Genomic DNA, 13897 nt, shown 5'->3' on the forward strand with positions numbered 1-13897 from the left:
TCTATCTTTAAAGATATAGTTCACTCTCTTCATCATCGCCTAAATGCTGAGAACTGTCACGAGGAGAGGTACGAGAACAGGTCAATTTTTAGCTGAAAACGGGTTTTAATTTTTCTAAAAAAGGAATTGCATGAACAGGAACGAATACATAGTCAGAAGACTATGAAACAGTACAGAGAGACAGCAGTAGAGGACGTGACAACATGAACATGGATACGGTCAACCAGTATCTCGATGCCTATGGATATGGCGTTATTTTCATTTTTTTATTTTTTGGCATCGTCGGGATCCCGGCACCGGAAGAATCACTACTCGTCCTGATTGGTATCTTAAGTGGTCAGAACGAAGAACGTTTGATTTATTCGATCTTGACGGCATTCGCCGGAACGTACGTCGGCATGTTGACGGCATATGGCGCGGGGCGCTTCTTTGGACCGACCGTCTTACGATACGGTCGGTTCATCGGATTGACGAGGGAGCGCTGGGAGCGGGTGTCAAACGGCTACATGGGACGCATCAATCGGACGATCATCGCGGGTCTTTATATTCCTGGCGTGCGGCAAATCAATCCGTATTTTGCGGGGATGAAGCAGATTCCGTTCAGTCGTTATTTCTGGGTGTCAGCACTTGGTTCCGCGCTATGGGTCGTTCCTTTCGTCTTACTCGGTCACTTTGCCGGAAAAACGTTTCATATCAAGCCGGAAGTCGTACCGTATTTCGGACTTGCCTTACTCGTGTTGTTCCTGCTCGGTGTACTCGTCAAATGGCTCAAGCGTAAACGGCTTGAAAAACGCGTCGTTTCAGGGAAAAACCAAGCGGGAAAAGAAGACTAAGCGATACTTCTTTTTAAAGGATTTTTGCGGATAGTTTGAAGGAGTGGACATACGATGCAAAAAATAGTGATCTTTCCTTTTTTAAGGATGCGATCCGGCCATCATCTCGTCGCGGAAGCCATCGCTGAACGATTGCAGGGACCAGATGTTGAAGTCAAGGAAGTAGAGTTACTCAGTACGATCAGCCCGTTCGCGGAATGGGTGACATCGAAGTTTTATCTGAACTGGATCCGACATTTCTCAAACGGTTATAGTCGTTTTTATCATCGGCATATTGCCGGGCGTTCGAGTAACGCGCGCTCGACCGGATGGACGTCGCATTATTTCCAACAGCAGATGTTACGAATCATCCGAACGGAACAACCGGATGTCATCATCTGTACGCATGCATTTCCGTCCTATCTCTTGAATCAATTGAAGGAACGAAACCTTTGTGATGTCCCCGTCATCAATGCCTATACGGATCTATTCGTCAGTCGCGTCTGGGGAAAGACGCATATCGAGTATCACTTGTTGCCGAATCGTGAGGCGATGCGGGAATTACACGCGCATCATGCTGTCCCAGAAGAGCGGTTGTTCGTAACGGGAATCCCTGTCCATCCAGCCATTTTTGGTGGTTCGATCATTCGTTCGACGCAGTCCCGCAAACAAATTCTGGTTGCGGGCGGAAACGGTGGGCTCGGTCAACTCGAGACATTGCTTGCGCAAATCGAACAGTGTACGGAAGCCGATTTTCATGTCTTGTGCGGGAACAATCAGACGCTCTATAAACGCTTAGCTTCGCGACGTCATCCACATATTCATCCACTCGCCTATATCGATTCACGAGATGAGATGAATCAACTGTATGAACGGATGGATGCGATCGTCACGAAGCCGGGAGGCGTGACGGTCAGCGAAGCATTCGAAAAACGTGTTCCGCTGTTCATTCAACACGTCCTACCGGGGCAAGAAGAGATCAATCGTACGTATTTGATGGAGAAAGGGCTTGCGTTCTCCTTTAATCAAACGGATTCACTCGCGGATGTCATCCGTCGGACGCTTGAGAACCCGGATGTCATGCATGCTTGGCAACAGGCGGTCACGCAGTATCAAAATGATTGCGTCATGGCCGATCAGCGGTTTTTCGCGGAACGAATTGCGGGTTGCCTGCAAGATCGTCGTCAAAAAGTAAATGGATAATAAGGGAGTTAGTTTACATGCGTTCACGTCTTGTCACAGCGGGAGTTCTCGCGACACTTGCTTATACGGTCGTTCCGTATATGGCGTCACGCGTCTTTGGATGGCGCGTGACGAAATCACTGGACTCACGATCCATCGCCTTGACGTTCGATGACGGTCCAGATCCTGTCTATACGACAGAACTGCTGGATCTCTTACAACAAGAAGGCATTCACGCGACGTTTTTCGTCGTGGGTCATAAAGCAGAAGCACATCCGGACCTCATTCGCCGGATGCACGAAGAAGGGCATCAACTCGGGATCCACAATTATGTCCATCGACCGAACTGGTCGATGCGACCGTCGACAGTCCGGACAGGCATCGAACGGACAGCAGCAATCATTGAACGGATCACGGGCGAACGACCGACGGTCTACCGTCCACCGTGGGGTGCGCTCAATGCTGGAGATGTCCTCTGTCCTCCTTCTTACAAAATGATTCTCTGGTCGAAGATGGCGGAGGACTGGAAGCTAGAGGGCGGGACCGCAAAAATCAAACGATTGTTGTCGCATGTGTCAGAAGGCGACATCATTTTATTGCATGATAACGGGGATACGTTCGGTGCGGATCCACAAGCACCCGTGCAGACGATTGCGGCGCTGAAAGAACTCTTACCGGAGTGGAAAGCACGTGGCTTACAGTTTCGGCGAATCGATCAAGCGTAAAGAAAGAGGACTTACCGGTTTCATGGTAAGTCCTCTTTTGCATGGATTAAGCATTGCGTGACATGTCGTCCTCGTCTGCATGGCGATGATGGATGATCTGTTTTTGCATCACCCAGCGCAGTCTACTCAATAATCGAATGCGTATGATAAAGATTAAGAACGGACCGGTTCACGGTCTTGCGTCGTCATCGCCGCCTCAGCATCGACCTCGTACAGAATGACACGGTTCCGCCCTTGTTCCTTGGCGGCATATAACGCTTCGTCGGCAAGGATATTCATCCTCTGGGCAGCGACGTGTTTCCCATGGGCGATGCCGACGGACGCTGTGATCGAGATGGCGGGAAAGCCGTCGAGCTGAAAGCGCGTGTTCGCGATCCGCTCCCGGATTCGGTTGGCAACCTTCGCGACTTTCGAAGGCGTCAAATCATAGACGAGGACCATGAATTCCTCTCCCCCGATGCGCGCCGTGATATCATGCGGACGCGTTTCTTCCTGTAAGATCCGTGCGAACTGTTGCAAGACGAGATCCCCGTTCGCATGCCCGTATGTATCGTTGACATGCTTGAAGTGGTCGATGTCGAGTGCGAGCACATTGTAGACACGTCCTTCCTCTTCAAGAAAAGCCGTCCGTTCGTCCCAAACCCGGCGATTGTACAGTCCCGTCAAATGATCAAGTTCCGCTGATTGTTTGTAGCGCTGCACCTGTTCGTTGAGCAACTGAAAATCAATCGTCAATAGACTCGATAACAGTCCGACCGCCAGTCCGATCGTCCATGTCGAAGCGAGCAAACGAAGAGCGGCGTCACTAAAGCCGAGATTGATCGAGACGGCAATCGTAATCATGAACAACGCCCAGACGTTCATGATGAGATTTTGCAAGAATGGTCGGTGGAGCAACCGTTTATGGATGAAGTACATCCCGGTGCTGATACCAAGGACTGCAAGAAACGCGACGATCGCTTGTGGTGTCCAGCCGAAGTAGAACCGGGAGCAGCCGATGATTAGCGTTGCGATGATCAGGGGCGAACGGACGCCATAAAAAGCGAGCAGGACGAGCGGTAAATGACGCAAATCCATCCGTAACGACTCGTTGACGGCGATCCCCTTAAACATCAATAGCACCCCGAGCAGCCCGGTCGCAAGACCGACGATGAGGGATTTCAAGCTACTTGACGCGAGACGTTGACTATAAATGATTTTGGCGATCAAATAAAAGCCGGTGAAGGCGATGCAAGCATTCAATAACAACTCGGCAATGAACATCGGTTCCACATCCTTGAGTATGATACTTTCACGATAGCAGTTTGTTAAAGGATGTCAACGAGAGAGTCTCAAAATTTTAAAGATTCAGGTAAAGACTTGCTCAAACAAATTTATTTGGTAAAATTAGAGAGCTTTAGGGAAGGAGTGGGGTTAGAATGGAACTACAGCATGTCACGATGGAAGCGCGAAAATTTGATGGACGTCCGCACTATTCATGGGACGGCTATGTCCTTGAACAGACGGAAGCGTATCTGCTCGTCGCGAATACGCCCGGGCGGACTCTTTTGCATCATCGTCGCGAAGCGGTTTATACATATGACAATTATAGTCTCGAATTCTATCCGCTTGATGCTGATTTTACGGTCGGTCTCGATTTAGAGCGGACGGGAGAGGTGACGTACTACTGTAACATTTGCTTACCGCCAGTTCTTCAAGGAAATACCTTATCGTTCATTGATCTGGATCTCGATCTCGTCCATCGCGAGGAAGTGTGGACGGTCGTCGACGAGGACGAATTTTTAGAGAACCAACAATTGTACGATTATCCGACTGATGTGATTGAACGAGCCCGTGCATCGTTACTGAACCTACAAGAACGAATCGCGCAGCAACAGTTTCCGTTTGACGGCTTTTTGGATCCGTTCATCCCGACCGTCCTGCAGATGAAGAGAAGGGGGAATGACACATGAAGACGATTCGTTGCCACCGGGCATTTGGTGTCTATGGATTATTGATGAAGGAGGATGCCTTACTCGTCATCGACAAGAATGGTGGACCGTATATCAATCGCTATGACTTACCAGGGGGAAGCCTCGAAGAAGGAGAGACGCTCGCTACGGCGATGCGCCGGGAATTCACGGAAGAGACAGGGCTCGAAGTGGCACTCGAACGACAGATCGGCGTCGCGGACTTCAAGCTTCCGTGGGATTGGCGCGAGTTCGAAGAAGTCCATCACATCGCTGTGTTTTATCTCGTCCGACAGACGGGTGGAACGCTGAGTATCCCCGAACAATTCGTCGGACAAGACTCACTCGGTGCGCGCTGGGTCAAGGCGAGTGACGTCTCGATTGATAACGCGTCACCGCTCGTACTCGAAGCGTTTCGCTGGATAGAGGAACAGCAACTCGATCTCGAGGCACGACACTTCTCGAATTGGGACGTCTTAAAATGAACAGGAGCGCTCTTCGTTGACGGAGAGCGCTTTTTCTTATAACCGATTCGCTAACGCAGCATCAAGCCGTCGTTTTTGGTGGCGATGGTGCGCGAGATGATACGTGACGAGAGCATACCACTCAGCGGCATTCAACCAGCCCATCCCACCGTGGTGCGTCTTTTGGTCAGAGGCTGTCGACTGGGCGACCATGGCAAGTGATGCGTGACGATCGGTCAACTCAAGCCAACGCTTCCGTAATCGGTCGACGCGAGCCGTCTCGTCCGGTGGTGCGTTCATCGCATCCGGTAACCGAATCGGTGTCGCCGGAAACGCACCGGCAGCAAACAGTACCTCGCCAAACGGTGACTTCCCGGACGTGGTCATGGGTGCGAACTGGCACGACTCGACCTCATCCAAATACTCATGACTGACGACAATCAGATGATCGTACATCTGACTGATCGACCATGTGTCATGATCCAGATGATGAATCAAGGAATTCGGTTGATAGTGATCAAGCTCCTGTAGATAATAGGTGAATAGTTCGTTCATCCTGTCACTCCTCTCAAAAAACATCTCCCTATTCTTTTCGAACAATCTGCGACTTCTTCCTGTCATATTTCCTAGAAAGGAGGAATCACCATGCAAGCCCCATATCTCCAGGTTCCCCATATGCTCTTACGGAGCGGGACGGCATTTGCGTCCGTCCATGAAAAGATGATCTATCTGATTCTTGAAAGCTTCAGCGGTCAGGATGGTCAAGCGTTCCCGTCCTATCAAACGATTGCCGACGCTGTCCCGTGCAGTAAATCGACGGTCAAGTCGTGTATCCAGTCCTTGGTTGCAAGCGGTCGGATCGAGAAAGTCGAACGGTTCACGAAACACGGGGGACAGACCTCGAATGCTTACCGTGTCCTGCCCCGTGTCGAGACACCTTCCTCGGCGAGTCAAGTGACGACTGCCCCCGAGGTTTCTGCTGCCTCCGAAGAAGAAGTCTTGAAGAATACGACTTTAAAAAAGGAGCTGGTGCAGCAGTACGAAACGAATCTAGGCAAGGCGACACCACGAATCGAGCAGGAATTGCTACAGCTGGCAACAGACCATCCGATTGAGCGCATCCAGTATGCGATCGAAGAAGCGGCGCGAGCGAACAGTCGTCATTTTGGCTACATCGAGCAAGTCGTCAAGCGTCTTGCGACTGGATTACCGGCTGAACGGCGGAAACGAATAACCAAACGTTCAAGAAGAGACACTTCATTATTTCAATTACCGAATTGGATGGAAAGAGAAAAAGCAGCGCAACGAGTGTATGAAGCACACCAGAAGGAGAACCAGATCATACCTGATGACGCCGAAATTGCTGAACTATTACAAGGACTGACAAGGGAGGGAGCCTGATGCAACTGGAAGAAATACTCCGACGTGCCAATCAAAAACTATCCGTTCCGGGCATGCATCCGTCTGTCGTCCGGATCGCGCGTGACGCGATTCGAGAGCTGTATCCGCATGGAATCAAACTCGGTATAGCGCAAAGTTTTCGGAGCATCGCGGAACAGAACGTATTGTACGCAAAAGGACGGACGACACCAGGACCCATCGTGACGCAAGCCCGCGGTGGACAATCAAACCATAATTTCGGTGTCGCAATCGACGTCTTTCTCTATCAGGATGGAGCATTGTTCCTTTCTCCGCCAGACGCGCGACTCCGACGAATCGTTGCAGCGATGAAACGACGCGGAATGGACTGGGGAGGGGATTGGTCTCGTTTTCCCGACTACCCACACTTTGAACTGTACGATCATGTCAGTCTAGCGCGTCATCACGTTCCAAAACAAGGACGCTATCTCCGGGAAAAAATCCAAGCACCGGAACTCGTCCGAGCCCTTGAAAAACGCTTGGGACTTGTGGTGACGGGAGTCTTTGATGCCCGATTGACGCACGCCGTTCGAACGTTCCAACAGACGTGTCGTCTAGTCGCTGACGGGATCGTTGGTCCTCAAACATGGCGTCGTCTCTTTCCGGTGTCCCCATGATTCGTCTTCAGGCGTGGATTCGCCTCTTGATTCCTCTCTATGTTTTTCTTGAGTTACTCTTACCGACGCTCGGTTTTACAGCATTGCCAGTATCGTCAAGTGACGTCGAACGGTTCGTGACGGGTCTGATCGGACTGGTCGGTCTACTCGTCGCTTGGTGGAAGAACAATGATGTGACAGAACGAGCACTGAGACGAAGGCAGTCACAGGAACAGCTGGAAAACACATCCCTGACCGATTAAGAAGGCTGGAAGCGTTTGGAATGTGCTAGCAACGGGCATTATTTCATACAAACGACTAACAGTTTGATTTCAAGACACCGATAGAAGGGATAGACTTTAGTCAATTAGAAAGAGAAAGAAAGGTCGGTCTTTTTGTGAAATGGTCAACGTTGCAGCGCTATTTGTTTTTGGCACTCTGTGCGCTATTGTTTACAAGCGTCTGGAGTTATCAAGCTTTCCTGAAAATCGAACGAGAAAATGCACGCATCTTAAACGAGGCGATTCCGATCTCGACGGAAGCAGCGGAGTTGTTTCCGGCGTTACTAAATCTTGAACTGGTCGTTCGCAGTTACATCCTCTCACCGAACGAGGCGGATCTAGCGCAGTATGATCGGACGATTGATCGGCTAGATCAAACGGTCGAACGACTCAATCAACTCGATGAGAATCATCCGATCATGCGAAAGCTCGTCCGAACGGAAGCGATTCCCCGGATCGAGACAGCCATCCGATTTTATGATGCCCAACTGGCACTCGTTCGAAACGGGGATCAAGCAGCCGCTGAGGCAAAGCGTTATCAAGGGATGCAGTTCATCGAGACGTTTCGCCCGATTGATGCCCGTCTACGGACGGACGTCAACCGAATCATCGCCGAAGCAACGAATCGTTCCGAGCAAGCATCGAGTGCTGCGAAGTGGGTCATCGTCGTTGTCGCAAGCATTGCCGTTCTTGTCTTGATTGCCTTCATCCAGACGTTTCGGATGGAACGCAGTAAACGAGCCTTGATTCATCGTTCGCTTCACGACGCCTTGACCGGTATCCCGAATCGGCGGGCGTTCGATGAACGATTAGAACATCTTCTCGAAGAAGCCAAACAACAGCAGACACCACTCTCCCTGATTTTGATCGATGTCGATGCCTTTAAATCGTATAATGATACGTATGGTCATTTAAAAGGGGATGAATGTTTAAAGGAAGTCGCCCGCGTCTTGAAGCGTCAAGCACGGCATGGGCAAGTCGCACGGTACGGTGGGGAGGAGTTCACGGTCCTGTTGTCGCGTGGAGCAGAAGAAACCCGGCACATTGCAGAACGAATTCGTCAGGACATTCTCGATTTGAATATCGTACATGAACGGTATGAACCACTTTGCCGGGTCAGTGTCAGTCTTGGCTTGACGTCGCTCGTACCTGGAGCAGAGACGACGGAAAAAGAGGTGATCGACCAAGCCGATCAAGCGTTGTATCGGGCGAAAGAGAATGGTCGGAACCAAATTGGTGACATGGCAGGGTAATGCATAATCAGATGGGAATGAAGAATGGTGATACAGGTAGGATTTGTTTTTGAAAAAACGGAAAACATGGAAAACGCTGCTCGAACGGTCTTGGATGCATTTCATTCAGACATACGAGTTCTCGGATACAGTTACGCGACGGATATTGATGGATCACATTGGGGCGAGGAAAAAGGTCTTCCGAAAGACTGGCGTCCATTGCTGAGTCATCATTACGGGAATGCCTCGCTCGTTTTCTTTGCGTATCATGGTTTAACGACAATACCTGTTCGAATGACGATTGAAAAAGAACCAGACTGTTTCGGTTTTCAATTCGGTTTTCAAGAAGAGAATTTAACTGCGTGGTCACTCGATCAGCAGGAGACGATTTTCATGGAGGATATGCAGAGGATTGCCAATCGATCGAATGCTTTATATGCCTATTGTGATTTTGATGCAGAAATCGAGCATTTGATAACAGAACGGGAACGCATCAATCAAGAATATGCGATTGTCTATTGGTCCAAGGAGCAGACTTTTTTAAAGAACGCATGGAAAATCGATGGTTTTACAGACCGATGAACACAAAAATACCCCGCGTGAGAGTTTGCTTCTCATACGGGGTATTTTAAAGTTCATTGTAAGATGACGCAATACGATCGATCGGAAATGAGAGGAGCCGATATGATGTAGACCGTTTTGACGGGAACACCCCCGACACGTGCATCGAGTTGTGTGAGCTGAGACCGAATCTTGCGGCTTAAACCATAGCGAATTTCAGTACTAAGTTCATCGACATCTTCTTGTACGTGTAAGAGAAGTTGGAACGGTTCAAGCGAAAAGATTGAAAAATCACAGGAAATCCGCGGATCTACAAATTTCTCATTCAATTCGTTCTTAATGTAATAGGCTTCTTGGGCACTGATCATCTTCTCTCACCTCACTCTCCTAATTGAAAAATTTTTCTCTACTATAGTCTATATTACCCAGTTTTCTGGCAACTAATCGTCTGATTTTGAAAAAAAGTCAATTCAGTCTGTAAAGTCCTCTAAAATCTTTTTTCAAAAGCAATCACATCTGTAAACACAAAAAAACCGCCAAGCTTCAATGCGCAAGGCGACTAGATTCAAGAAATTGATGACTGGACTTGGCAGTTCCGAAGATATCGCTCCATCGCTTGAACGAAGAAGGTCAATTGATGTGTCGAGATGACCGGCATTTTCCCATATCGCACTTCAAAGTAGAGCGGATCAACAGGAGATGGAAACGCAATCCGGTCGAACCATTCTGTTACTGTCTCGTGGGTCCGGCGTCGTAAGGAAAGCGGCAATTGTGCATTAAAGTGAGCGAGTTGTTTTCGAATCGAGTCAGCAGGCAGGTCTTTTGTCTCATAAATGAAGATTGGAAACCGTGGCGGAAGCACATACCCTGATGGATCGATACGAGGTCGACGCAACCACTGGAGATAATGCCAGAAAAACCAGCTACAAAACAGGAGAACGAGACATAGTACGAGAAGATAAGGAGGTGTCGTCACCGAAGAATCGAACCCTGTCCGGAACCATGGAGCTGGTGGATCTACTTCGCTCATCGTGACCGTGCTTTCACCATAAGACGTTCCTTCTTCGATCGTATCGAAGATCGATTCCTTTGGACCGCAACGGTCGACGCAATATGTATTCGTTGCTGAATCAATTCGTCCAAGAAGTGACGTATAGAGCGACGGGACGAATTGTTGCACGGTAAGTAGTAGTAGACAGACAAGTGGAATAAGAAGCAATAGGCGAGTGCGAAGCGTTTTCACGATAGGGACACCTCCTTTGACGAGTACGTTTAACAGACTTTCGCTACACAGTATAGCAAAAGTGGAGAGGGAATATTTTGATTTTTTCAAAAAATAGTCATTGATTTAGAAGGGAATGAAAGAGATGGATTTACGAACGAGTTACCAAGAAACGACGAAACGTTTAGATGGACATGGTAGTCGGACGGTCGGCGTGTTACAAGAAGCGTTGCAGGGCGTTGCTGCCGATCAAATGAGCGATATCTATGGTAACGGCGAATTAATCAAGACGTTTGAGCGCAAGATGGTAGACTTACTCGGACACGACGATGCGGTCTTTTTCCCGAGTGGCACGATGGCGCAACAGATTGCGCTACGTATCTGGTCGGATGAACAAAACAATCGTAAGGTCGCTTATCACCCGCTCTGTCACCTTGAGATTCATGAACAGGACGGCTTAAAGAAGTTGCACGGGATCGAACCAATACTAGTCGGAGAAGCCGATCGGTTGATGACGATAGACGACGTCAAAGCTTTGCCGGACGTTAGTTGTTTGTTACTGGAACTACCACAACGCGAACTCGGCGGATTGCTTCCGTCGCGTGAAGAACTCGAAGTGATTTGTGCGTATGCCCGTGATCGAGGAATCCGTCTTCACTTGGACGGTGCCCGTTTACTTGAGGTCTTACCGTATTATGAGGCAGAAGCAAAGGACATCGCGCAACTGTTTGACAGTGTCTATATCTCTTTTTATAAGGGACTCGGCGGTGTCGCAGGAGCAATCTTAGCTGGACCAGAACCGTTTTGCCAAGAGGCACGGATCTGGAAACGTCGCTACGGCGGTGACTTGATCAGTCTATATCCGTATATTCTGTCTGCCGATTTTTATTATGAACAACGAAAAGACCGCATGGCGAAGTACCATGCAGCCGCAAAGGAGCTTGCGAGCCGATTGAATGCGATCTCAGGCATCTCGACTCGTCCCCTTGCGCCGGTCTCGAACATGTTTCATCTCTACTTCAAGGCAGAAAAAGCAGTCGTCGAGGAAAAATTGATTGAAATCCAGTCGCACGGAAAAGTTGGTATCGCTGGCTATCTAGTTGAGAAAGATAGCGGCTGCGCGACGGAAGTCAACATCGGCGACAGTTTTCTTGCGTTGCCGCCTGACGAGCGTGAAACGGTCTATCGTCAATTGACGGAGGCGTTCTCAGAGGATTGAACAACATCAGGAGCGGGAATTGTAGGATGGAGGCGACGATAAGTGTCGACTTTTTCTGCAATCATTCGCTCCGTTTCCTGTAATGCTGCTAGTTGTGCTAAGACGTTCGCATGGTGGGCTTCAAGCAATGCGAGCCGTTCTTGCGTCGTATCCTGCTCGCCGTGAGCAAGAAACAGCGTCACGTAAGAACGGATTTGCTCGATTGGCATATGCGTTTTGCGCAAGCGGAGGACGAACCGAAGCCACGTCACATCTTGGTCGTCGTATCGACGTTGACCGTTCTGGCGCTTCGGAAACAGTAGCCCTTCTTTTTCGTAATAGCGGATCGTATGGGCACTCGTATCGGTCAATCGACTGATTTCAGAAATCGTATACATACATCTCACCTTTCTGCTTGACTTAGAGTTCACTCTAAGGATTAGACTCTCACTATACCAAATCAAAAAGGGGATATGCTACATGAAGTACACGGTCATTACAGGAGCAAGTTCAGGAATTGGATATGAGACGGCAAAACTACTCGCAGGAAAAGGAAAATCACTCGTTCTCGTCGCGCGACGGACGTCTGAGCTCGAAAAACTTCGGGATGAAGTCAAACAAATCTCACCAGATAGTGATGTCATCCTCAAGTCGGTCGATCTCGCAGATAACCAAAATGTCCATGATTTATATGAGGGACTAAAGGAACTCGACATCGAAACGTGGATCAACAATGCTGGATTCGGCGATTTTGATCTCGTCCAGGACATTGAGCTCGGGAAAATCGAGAAAATGCTTCGCTTGAACATCGAGGCGCTAACGATTCTATCGAGTCTGTTCGTCCGCGATCATCATGACGTTGACGGAACGACGCTCGTCAATATCTCGTCAGCAGGTGGCTACCGGATCGTGCCGAACGCGGTCACGTATTGCGCGACGAAGTTCTATGTCAGTGCTTATACAGAAGGGCTCGCGCAAGAACTGCAAAAAGGTGGGGCAAAACTTCGGGCGAAAGTACTGGCACCAGCTGCGACTGAGACAGAGTTTGCGGATCGTTCGCGCGGCGAAGCAGGTTTCGACTACAGCAAGAACGTCAAAAAGTACCATACGGCGGCTGAAATGGCAGGCTTCCTGCATCAGTTGATTGAAAGCGACGCGATCGTCGGCATCGTCGACGGTGAGACATATGAGTTCGAATTGCGTGGTCCATTGTTCAACTACGCAGGATAAAATGGAGCAAGGTCCCTTTTTCGAATGAGAAAGGGACCTTGTTTATGTAAGCATAATTGATACGAATTTCAGCAATGAATCAAAAAGGGACATCCATCATTTATTTTTAAAGAGTTTTTTTGCTAATTTCCATACGACATAGACGACTGCGCCAATGATCAGAAGATTCATCAAGGCGCCGAAAATCATGAATTGCCCCACGAGTTAACCACCTTTACGTACTTTTTTTAGAGCGATAAGCATCCTATTTACGTTTTCGCTTTGAAAATCTCAAGCTGATAAAAAATAACGCCATCAGCACGATAGCGATGTTCACGGCTAACGTTAATCGCTCATTTTCAATCACTCGACCATTCAAGAGATTCAAGATGATAACAAGCATCATCAATGACAATAAAAAGTATTTTATGGATTTTTTTATCACAAACGACTTCCTTTTTTTGTTTTATTGTATTAGTTTATACATATCTAGTTTTTAAAACAAGGGGAATGGCATCTGGAAATGCGATATTTTTCTTATTTCTGCTCGGGAGTGATGGAATGAAACGAATTTATGTATGGATTACGATAGTGATGATTCTAGGAGTGGGTATTATCGGTGCTTCAGCCTTTAAGGTGTTTTACTATGATGAAAAACAAGAGGTCACTCAGGAAATCGATCATTATTTGAAGCAACAGAAGTATATGACATATGTGAAGAACAAGGAAATTCGATACGATACGAGCACGGGTGAATTCATTGCACGGGTCGTGTTCCAAGATGAACCGGAAAATGAATATGAGATTTATCGATCGGGAGCTCATCGCTTTAAAGTCACGGGATTCAAAGACGGCGAACAAATTAAGAACAAACAAGAAGGACGGTATATTTCAGAGTATTGACAGCAAGTAGTCAAGAATGGAAGTGAGGTGACAAAATGAAAAATATGATCTTTTTAGGAAGCGTCGTTGCGCTACTCATGGTACTCTTTTCACTTCATTACGGATTTCACGTAATCAGTGATACAACGCTTAGAATATCTTTAT

General features: G+C 48.3%; 18 protein-coding genes. 13 read left to right on the forward strand and 5 right to left on the reverse strand.

Annotation, left to right across the window (positions count from 1 at the left end):
• Window positions 1-203: 203 nt before the first annotated feature.
• Genes ASF99_RS06350 through ASF99_RS06360 form a run of 3 tightly spaced genes read left to right on the forward strand, consistent with a single transcriptional unit; the run spans window position 204 to window position 2719 of the window.
• The gene (locus ASF99_RS06350; protein ID WP_055967846.1) at window positions 204-833 is read left to right on the forward strand and encodes a DedA family protein; all 630 of its coding nucleotides are present in this window, start codon (window positions 204-206) and stop codon (window positions 831-833) included.
• 54 nt (window positions 834-887) lie between these two features.
• A complete protein-coding gene (locus tag ASF99_RS06355) occupies window positions 888-2015 on the forward strand; it encodes an MGDG synthase family glycosyltransferase (RefSeq protein ID WP_055967849.1) in 1128 nt (375 codons plus the stop codon).
• A gap of 17 nt (window positions 2016-2032) precedes the next feature.
• Complete coding sequence (locus tag ASF99_RS06360) at window positions 2033-2719, forward strand: polysaccharide deacetylase family protein (protein ID WP_055967852.1); 687 nt, start codon at window positions 2033-2035, stop codon at window positions 2717-2719.
• 153 nt (window positions 2720-2872) lie between these two features.
• Here ASF99_RS06360 and ASF99_RS06365 read toward each other — a convergent pair whose 3' ends face one another.
• Window positions 2873-3982, reverse strand: a complete 1110-nt coding sequence (locus ASF99_RS06365) for a GGDEF domain-containing protein (protein ID WP_055967854.1) — start codon at window positions 3980-3982, stop codon at window positions 2873-2875.
• 155 nt (window positions 3983-4137) lie between these two features.
• Between ASF99_RS06365 and ASF99_RS06370 the strand changes: the two genes are divergently transcribed.
• Together ASF99_RS06370 and ASF99_RS06375 are read left to right on the forward strand one after the other, a co-directional pair.
• Window positions 4138-4671 carry a DUF402 domain-containing protein gene (locus ASF99_RS06370; RefSeq protein WP_055967857.1) on the forward strand — a complete coding sequence of 178 codons (534 nt, stop codon included), beginning with the start codon at window positions 4138-4140 and terminating at the stop codon, window positions 4669-4671.
• Window positions 4668-5153: an NUDIX hydrolase gene (locus ASF99_RS06375; protein WP_055967859.1), complete on the forward strand. Its 486-nt coding sequence runs from the start codon at window positions 4668-4670 to the stop codon at window positions 5151-5153. The genes ASF99_RS06370 and ASF99_RS06375 overlap by 4 nt, the downstream gene beginning before the upstream one ends.
• Window positions 5154-5189: 36 nt before the next feature.
• Here ASF99_RS06375 and ASF99_RS06380 read toward each other — a convergent pair whose 3' ends face one another.
• The gene (locus ASF99_RS06380) at window positions 5190-5687 is read right to left on the reverse strand and encodes a DinB family protein (RefSeq protein ID WP_055967862.1); all 498 of its coding nucleotides are present in this window, start codon (window positions 5685-5687) and stop codon (window positions 5190-5192) included.
• A 90-nt stretch (window positions 5688-5777) separates the two neighbouring features.
• Here ASF99_RS06380 and ASF99_RS06385 point away from each other — a divergent pair, with 90 nt between their 5' ends.
• The 5 genes from ASF99_RS06385 (at window position 5778) to ASF99_RS06405 (ending at window position 9242) form a co-directional block, all read left to right on the forward strand.
• Window positions 5778-6533, forward strand: coding sequence for a helix-turn-helix domain-containing protein (locus tag ASF99_RS06385; protein WP_055967865.1), 756 nt, complete (start codon window positions 5778-5780; stop codon window positions 6531-6533).
• Complete coding sequence (locus tag ASF99_RS06390; RefSeq protein ID WP_055967868.1) at window positions 6533-7168, forward strand: M15 family metallopeptidase; 636 nt, start codon at window positions 6533-6535, stop codon at window positions 7166-7168. Before ASF99_RS06385 ends, ASF99_RS06390 begins: the two co-directional genes overlap by 1 nt.
• The gene (locus ASF99_RS06395; protein WP_023468184.1) at window positions 7165-7410 is read left to right on the forward strand and encodes a phage holin; all 246 of its coding nucleotides are present in this window, start codon (window positions 7165-7167) and stop codon (window positions 7408-7410) included. Before ASF99_RS06390 ends, ASF99_RS06395 begins: the two co-directional genes overlap by 4 nt.
• 134 nt (window positions 7411-7544) lie before the next feature.
• Window positions 7545-8681, forward strand: a complete 1137-nt coding sequence (locus ASF99_RS06400) for a GGDEF domain-containing protein (RefSeq protein ID WP_023468185.1) — start codon at window positions 7545-7547, stop codon at window positions 8679-8681.
• A gap of 24 nt (window positions 8682-8705) precedes the next feature.
• Entirely contained in the window at window positions 8706-9242 is a 537-nt protein-coding gene (locus ASF99_RS06405) for an Imm64 family immunity protein (RefSeq protein WP_035397551.1), read from the forward strand.
• Between the two features lie 53 nt (window positions 9243-9295).
• On the opposite strand, the gene ASF99_RS06410 is transcribed toward ASF99_RS06405, so the two are convergent.
• Together ASF99_RS06410 and ASF99_RS06415 are read right to left on the reverse strand one after the other, a co-directional pair.
• Complete coding sequence (locus ASF99_RS06410) at window positions 9296-9589, reverse strand: hypothetical protein (protein WP_023468187.1); 294 nt, start codon at window positions 9587-9589, stop codon at window positions 9296-9298.
• A gap of 197 nt (window positions 9590-9786) precedes the next feature.
• A complete protein-coding gene (locus tag ASF99_RS06415) occupies window positions 9787-10464 on the reverse strand; it encodes a hypothetical protein (RefSeq protein ID WP_055967871.1) in 678 nt (225 codons plus the stop codon).
• A 124-nt stretch (window positions 10465-10588) separates the two neighbouring features.
• Here ASF99_RS06415 and ASF99_RS06420 point away from each other — a divergent pair, with 124 nt between their 5' ends.
• The gene (locus ASF99_RS06420; RefSeq protein WP_055967874.1) at window positions 10589-11662 is read left to right on the forward strand and encodes a threonine aldolase family protein; all 1074 of its coding nucleotides are present in this window, start codon (window positions 10589-10591) and stop codon (window positions 11660-11662) included.
• Here the strand turns inward: ASF99_RS06420 and ASF99_RS06425 are convergent.
• A complete protein-coding gene (locus ASF99_RS06425) occupies window positions 11632-12039 on the reverse strand; it encodes a MerR family transcriptional regulator (RefSeq protein WP_055967877.1) in 408 nt (135 codons plus the stop codon). The two genes, ASF99_RS06420 and ASF99_RS06425, sit on opposite strands and share 31 nt — an antisense overlap.
• An 82-nt stretch (window positions 12040-12121) precedes the next feature.
• On the opposite strand from ASF99_RS06425, the gene ASF99_RS06430 reads away from it, so the two are divergent.
• Both ASF99_RS06430 and ASF99_RS06440 read left to right on the forward strand, forming a co-directional pair.
• A complete protein-coding gene (locus ASF99_RS06430) occupies window positions 12122-12871 on the forward strand; it encodes an SDR family NAD(P)-dependent oxidoreductase (protein ID WP_055967881.1) in 750 nt (249 codons plus the stop codon).
• Window positions 12872-13411: 540 nt separating this feature from the next.
• Window positions 13412-13753, forward strand: a complete 342-nt coding sequence (locus ASF99_RS06440; protein WP_082487200.1) for a DUF3139 domain-containing protein — start codon at window positions 13412-13414, stop codon at window positions 13751-13753.
• Window positions 13754-13897: the final 144 nt, after the last annotated feature.

The organism is Exiguobacterium sp. Leaf187 (assembly GCF_001423925.1).
Lineage (GTDB): Bacteria > Bacillota > Bacilli > Exiguobacteriales > Exiguobacteriaceae > Exiguobacterium_A > Exiguobacterium_A indicum.

Excerpts from the sequence above, each read along its gene's own strand:
- ASF99_RS06350 (WP_055967846.1), top strand. The coding sequence starts at position 204 with ATGAACATGGATACGGTCAACCAGTATCTCGATGCCTATGGATATGGC.
- ASF99_RS06355 (WP_055967849.1), top strand. The coding sequence starts at position 888 with ATGCAAAAAATAGTGATCTTTCCTTTTTTAAGGATGCGATCCGGCCAT.
- ASF99_RS06360 (WP_055967852.1), top strand. The coding sequence starts at position 2,033 with ATGCGTTCACGTCTTGTCACAGCGGGAGTTCTCGCGACACTTGCTTAT.
- ASF99_RS06365 (WP_055967854.1), bottom strand. The coding sequence starts at position 3,982 with ATGTTCATTGCCGAGTTGTTATTGAATGCTTGCATCGCCTTCACCGGC.
- ASF99_RS06370 (WP_055967857.1), top strand. The coding sequence starts at position 4,138 with ATGGAACTACAGCATGTCACGATGGAAGCGCGAAAATTTGATGGACGT.
- ASF99_RS06375 (WP_055967859.1), top strand. The coding sequence starts at position 4,668 with ATGAAGACGATTCGTTGCCACCGGGCATTTGGTGTCTATGGATTATTG.
- ASF99_RS06380 (WP_055967862.1), bottom strand. The coding sequence starts at position 5,687 with ATGAACGAACTATTCACCTATTATCTACAGGAGCTTGATCACTATCAA.
- ASF99_RS06385 (WP_055967865.1), top strand. The coding sequence starts at position 5,778 with ATGCAAGCCCCATATCTCCAGGTTCCCCATATGCTCTTACGGAGCGGG.
- ASF99_RS06390 (WP_055967868.1), top strand. The coding sequence starts at position 6,533 with ATGCAACTGGAAGAAATACTCCGACGTGCCAATCAAAAACTATCCGTT.
- ASF99_RS06395 (WP_023468184.1), top strand. The coding sequence starts at position 7,165 with ATGATTCGTCTTCAGGCGTGGATTCGCCTCTTGATTCCTCTCTATGTT.
- ASF99_RS06405 (WP_035397551.1), top strand. The coding sequence starts at position 8,706 with ATGGTGATACAGGTAGGATTTGTTTTTGAAAAAACGGAAAACATGGAA.
- ASF99_RS06410 (WP_023468187.1), bottom strand. The coding sequence starts at position 9,589 with ATGATCAGTGCCCAAGAAGCCTATTACATTAAGAACGAATTGAATGAG.
- ASF99_RS06420 (WP_055967874.1), top strand. The coding sequence starts at position 10,589 with ATGGATTTACGAACGAGTTACCAAGAAACGACGAAACGTTTAGATGGA.
- ASF99_RS06425 (WP_055967877.1), bottom strand. The coding sequence starts at position 12,039 with ATGTATACGATTTCTGAAATCAGTCGATTGACCGATACGAGTGCCCAT.
- ASF99_RS06430 (WP_055967881.1), top strand. The coding sequence starts at position 12,122 with ATGAAGTACACGGTCATTACAGGAGCAAGTTCAGGAATTGGATATGAG.
- ASF99_RS06440 (WP_082487200.1), top strand. The coding sequence starts at position 13,412 with ATGAAACGAATTTATGTATGGATTACGATAGTGATGATTCTAGGAGTG.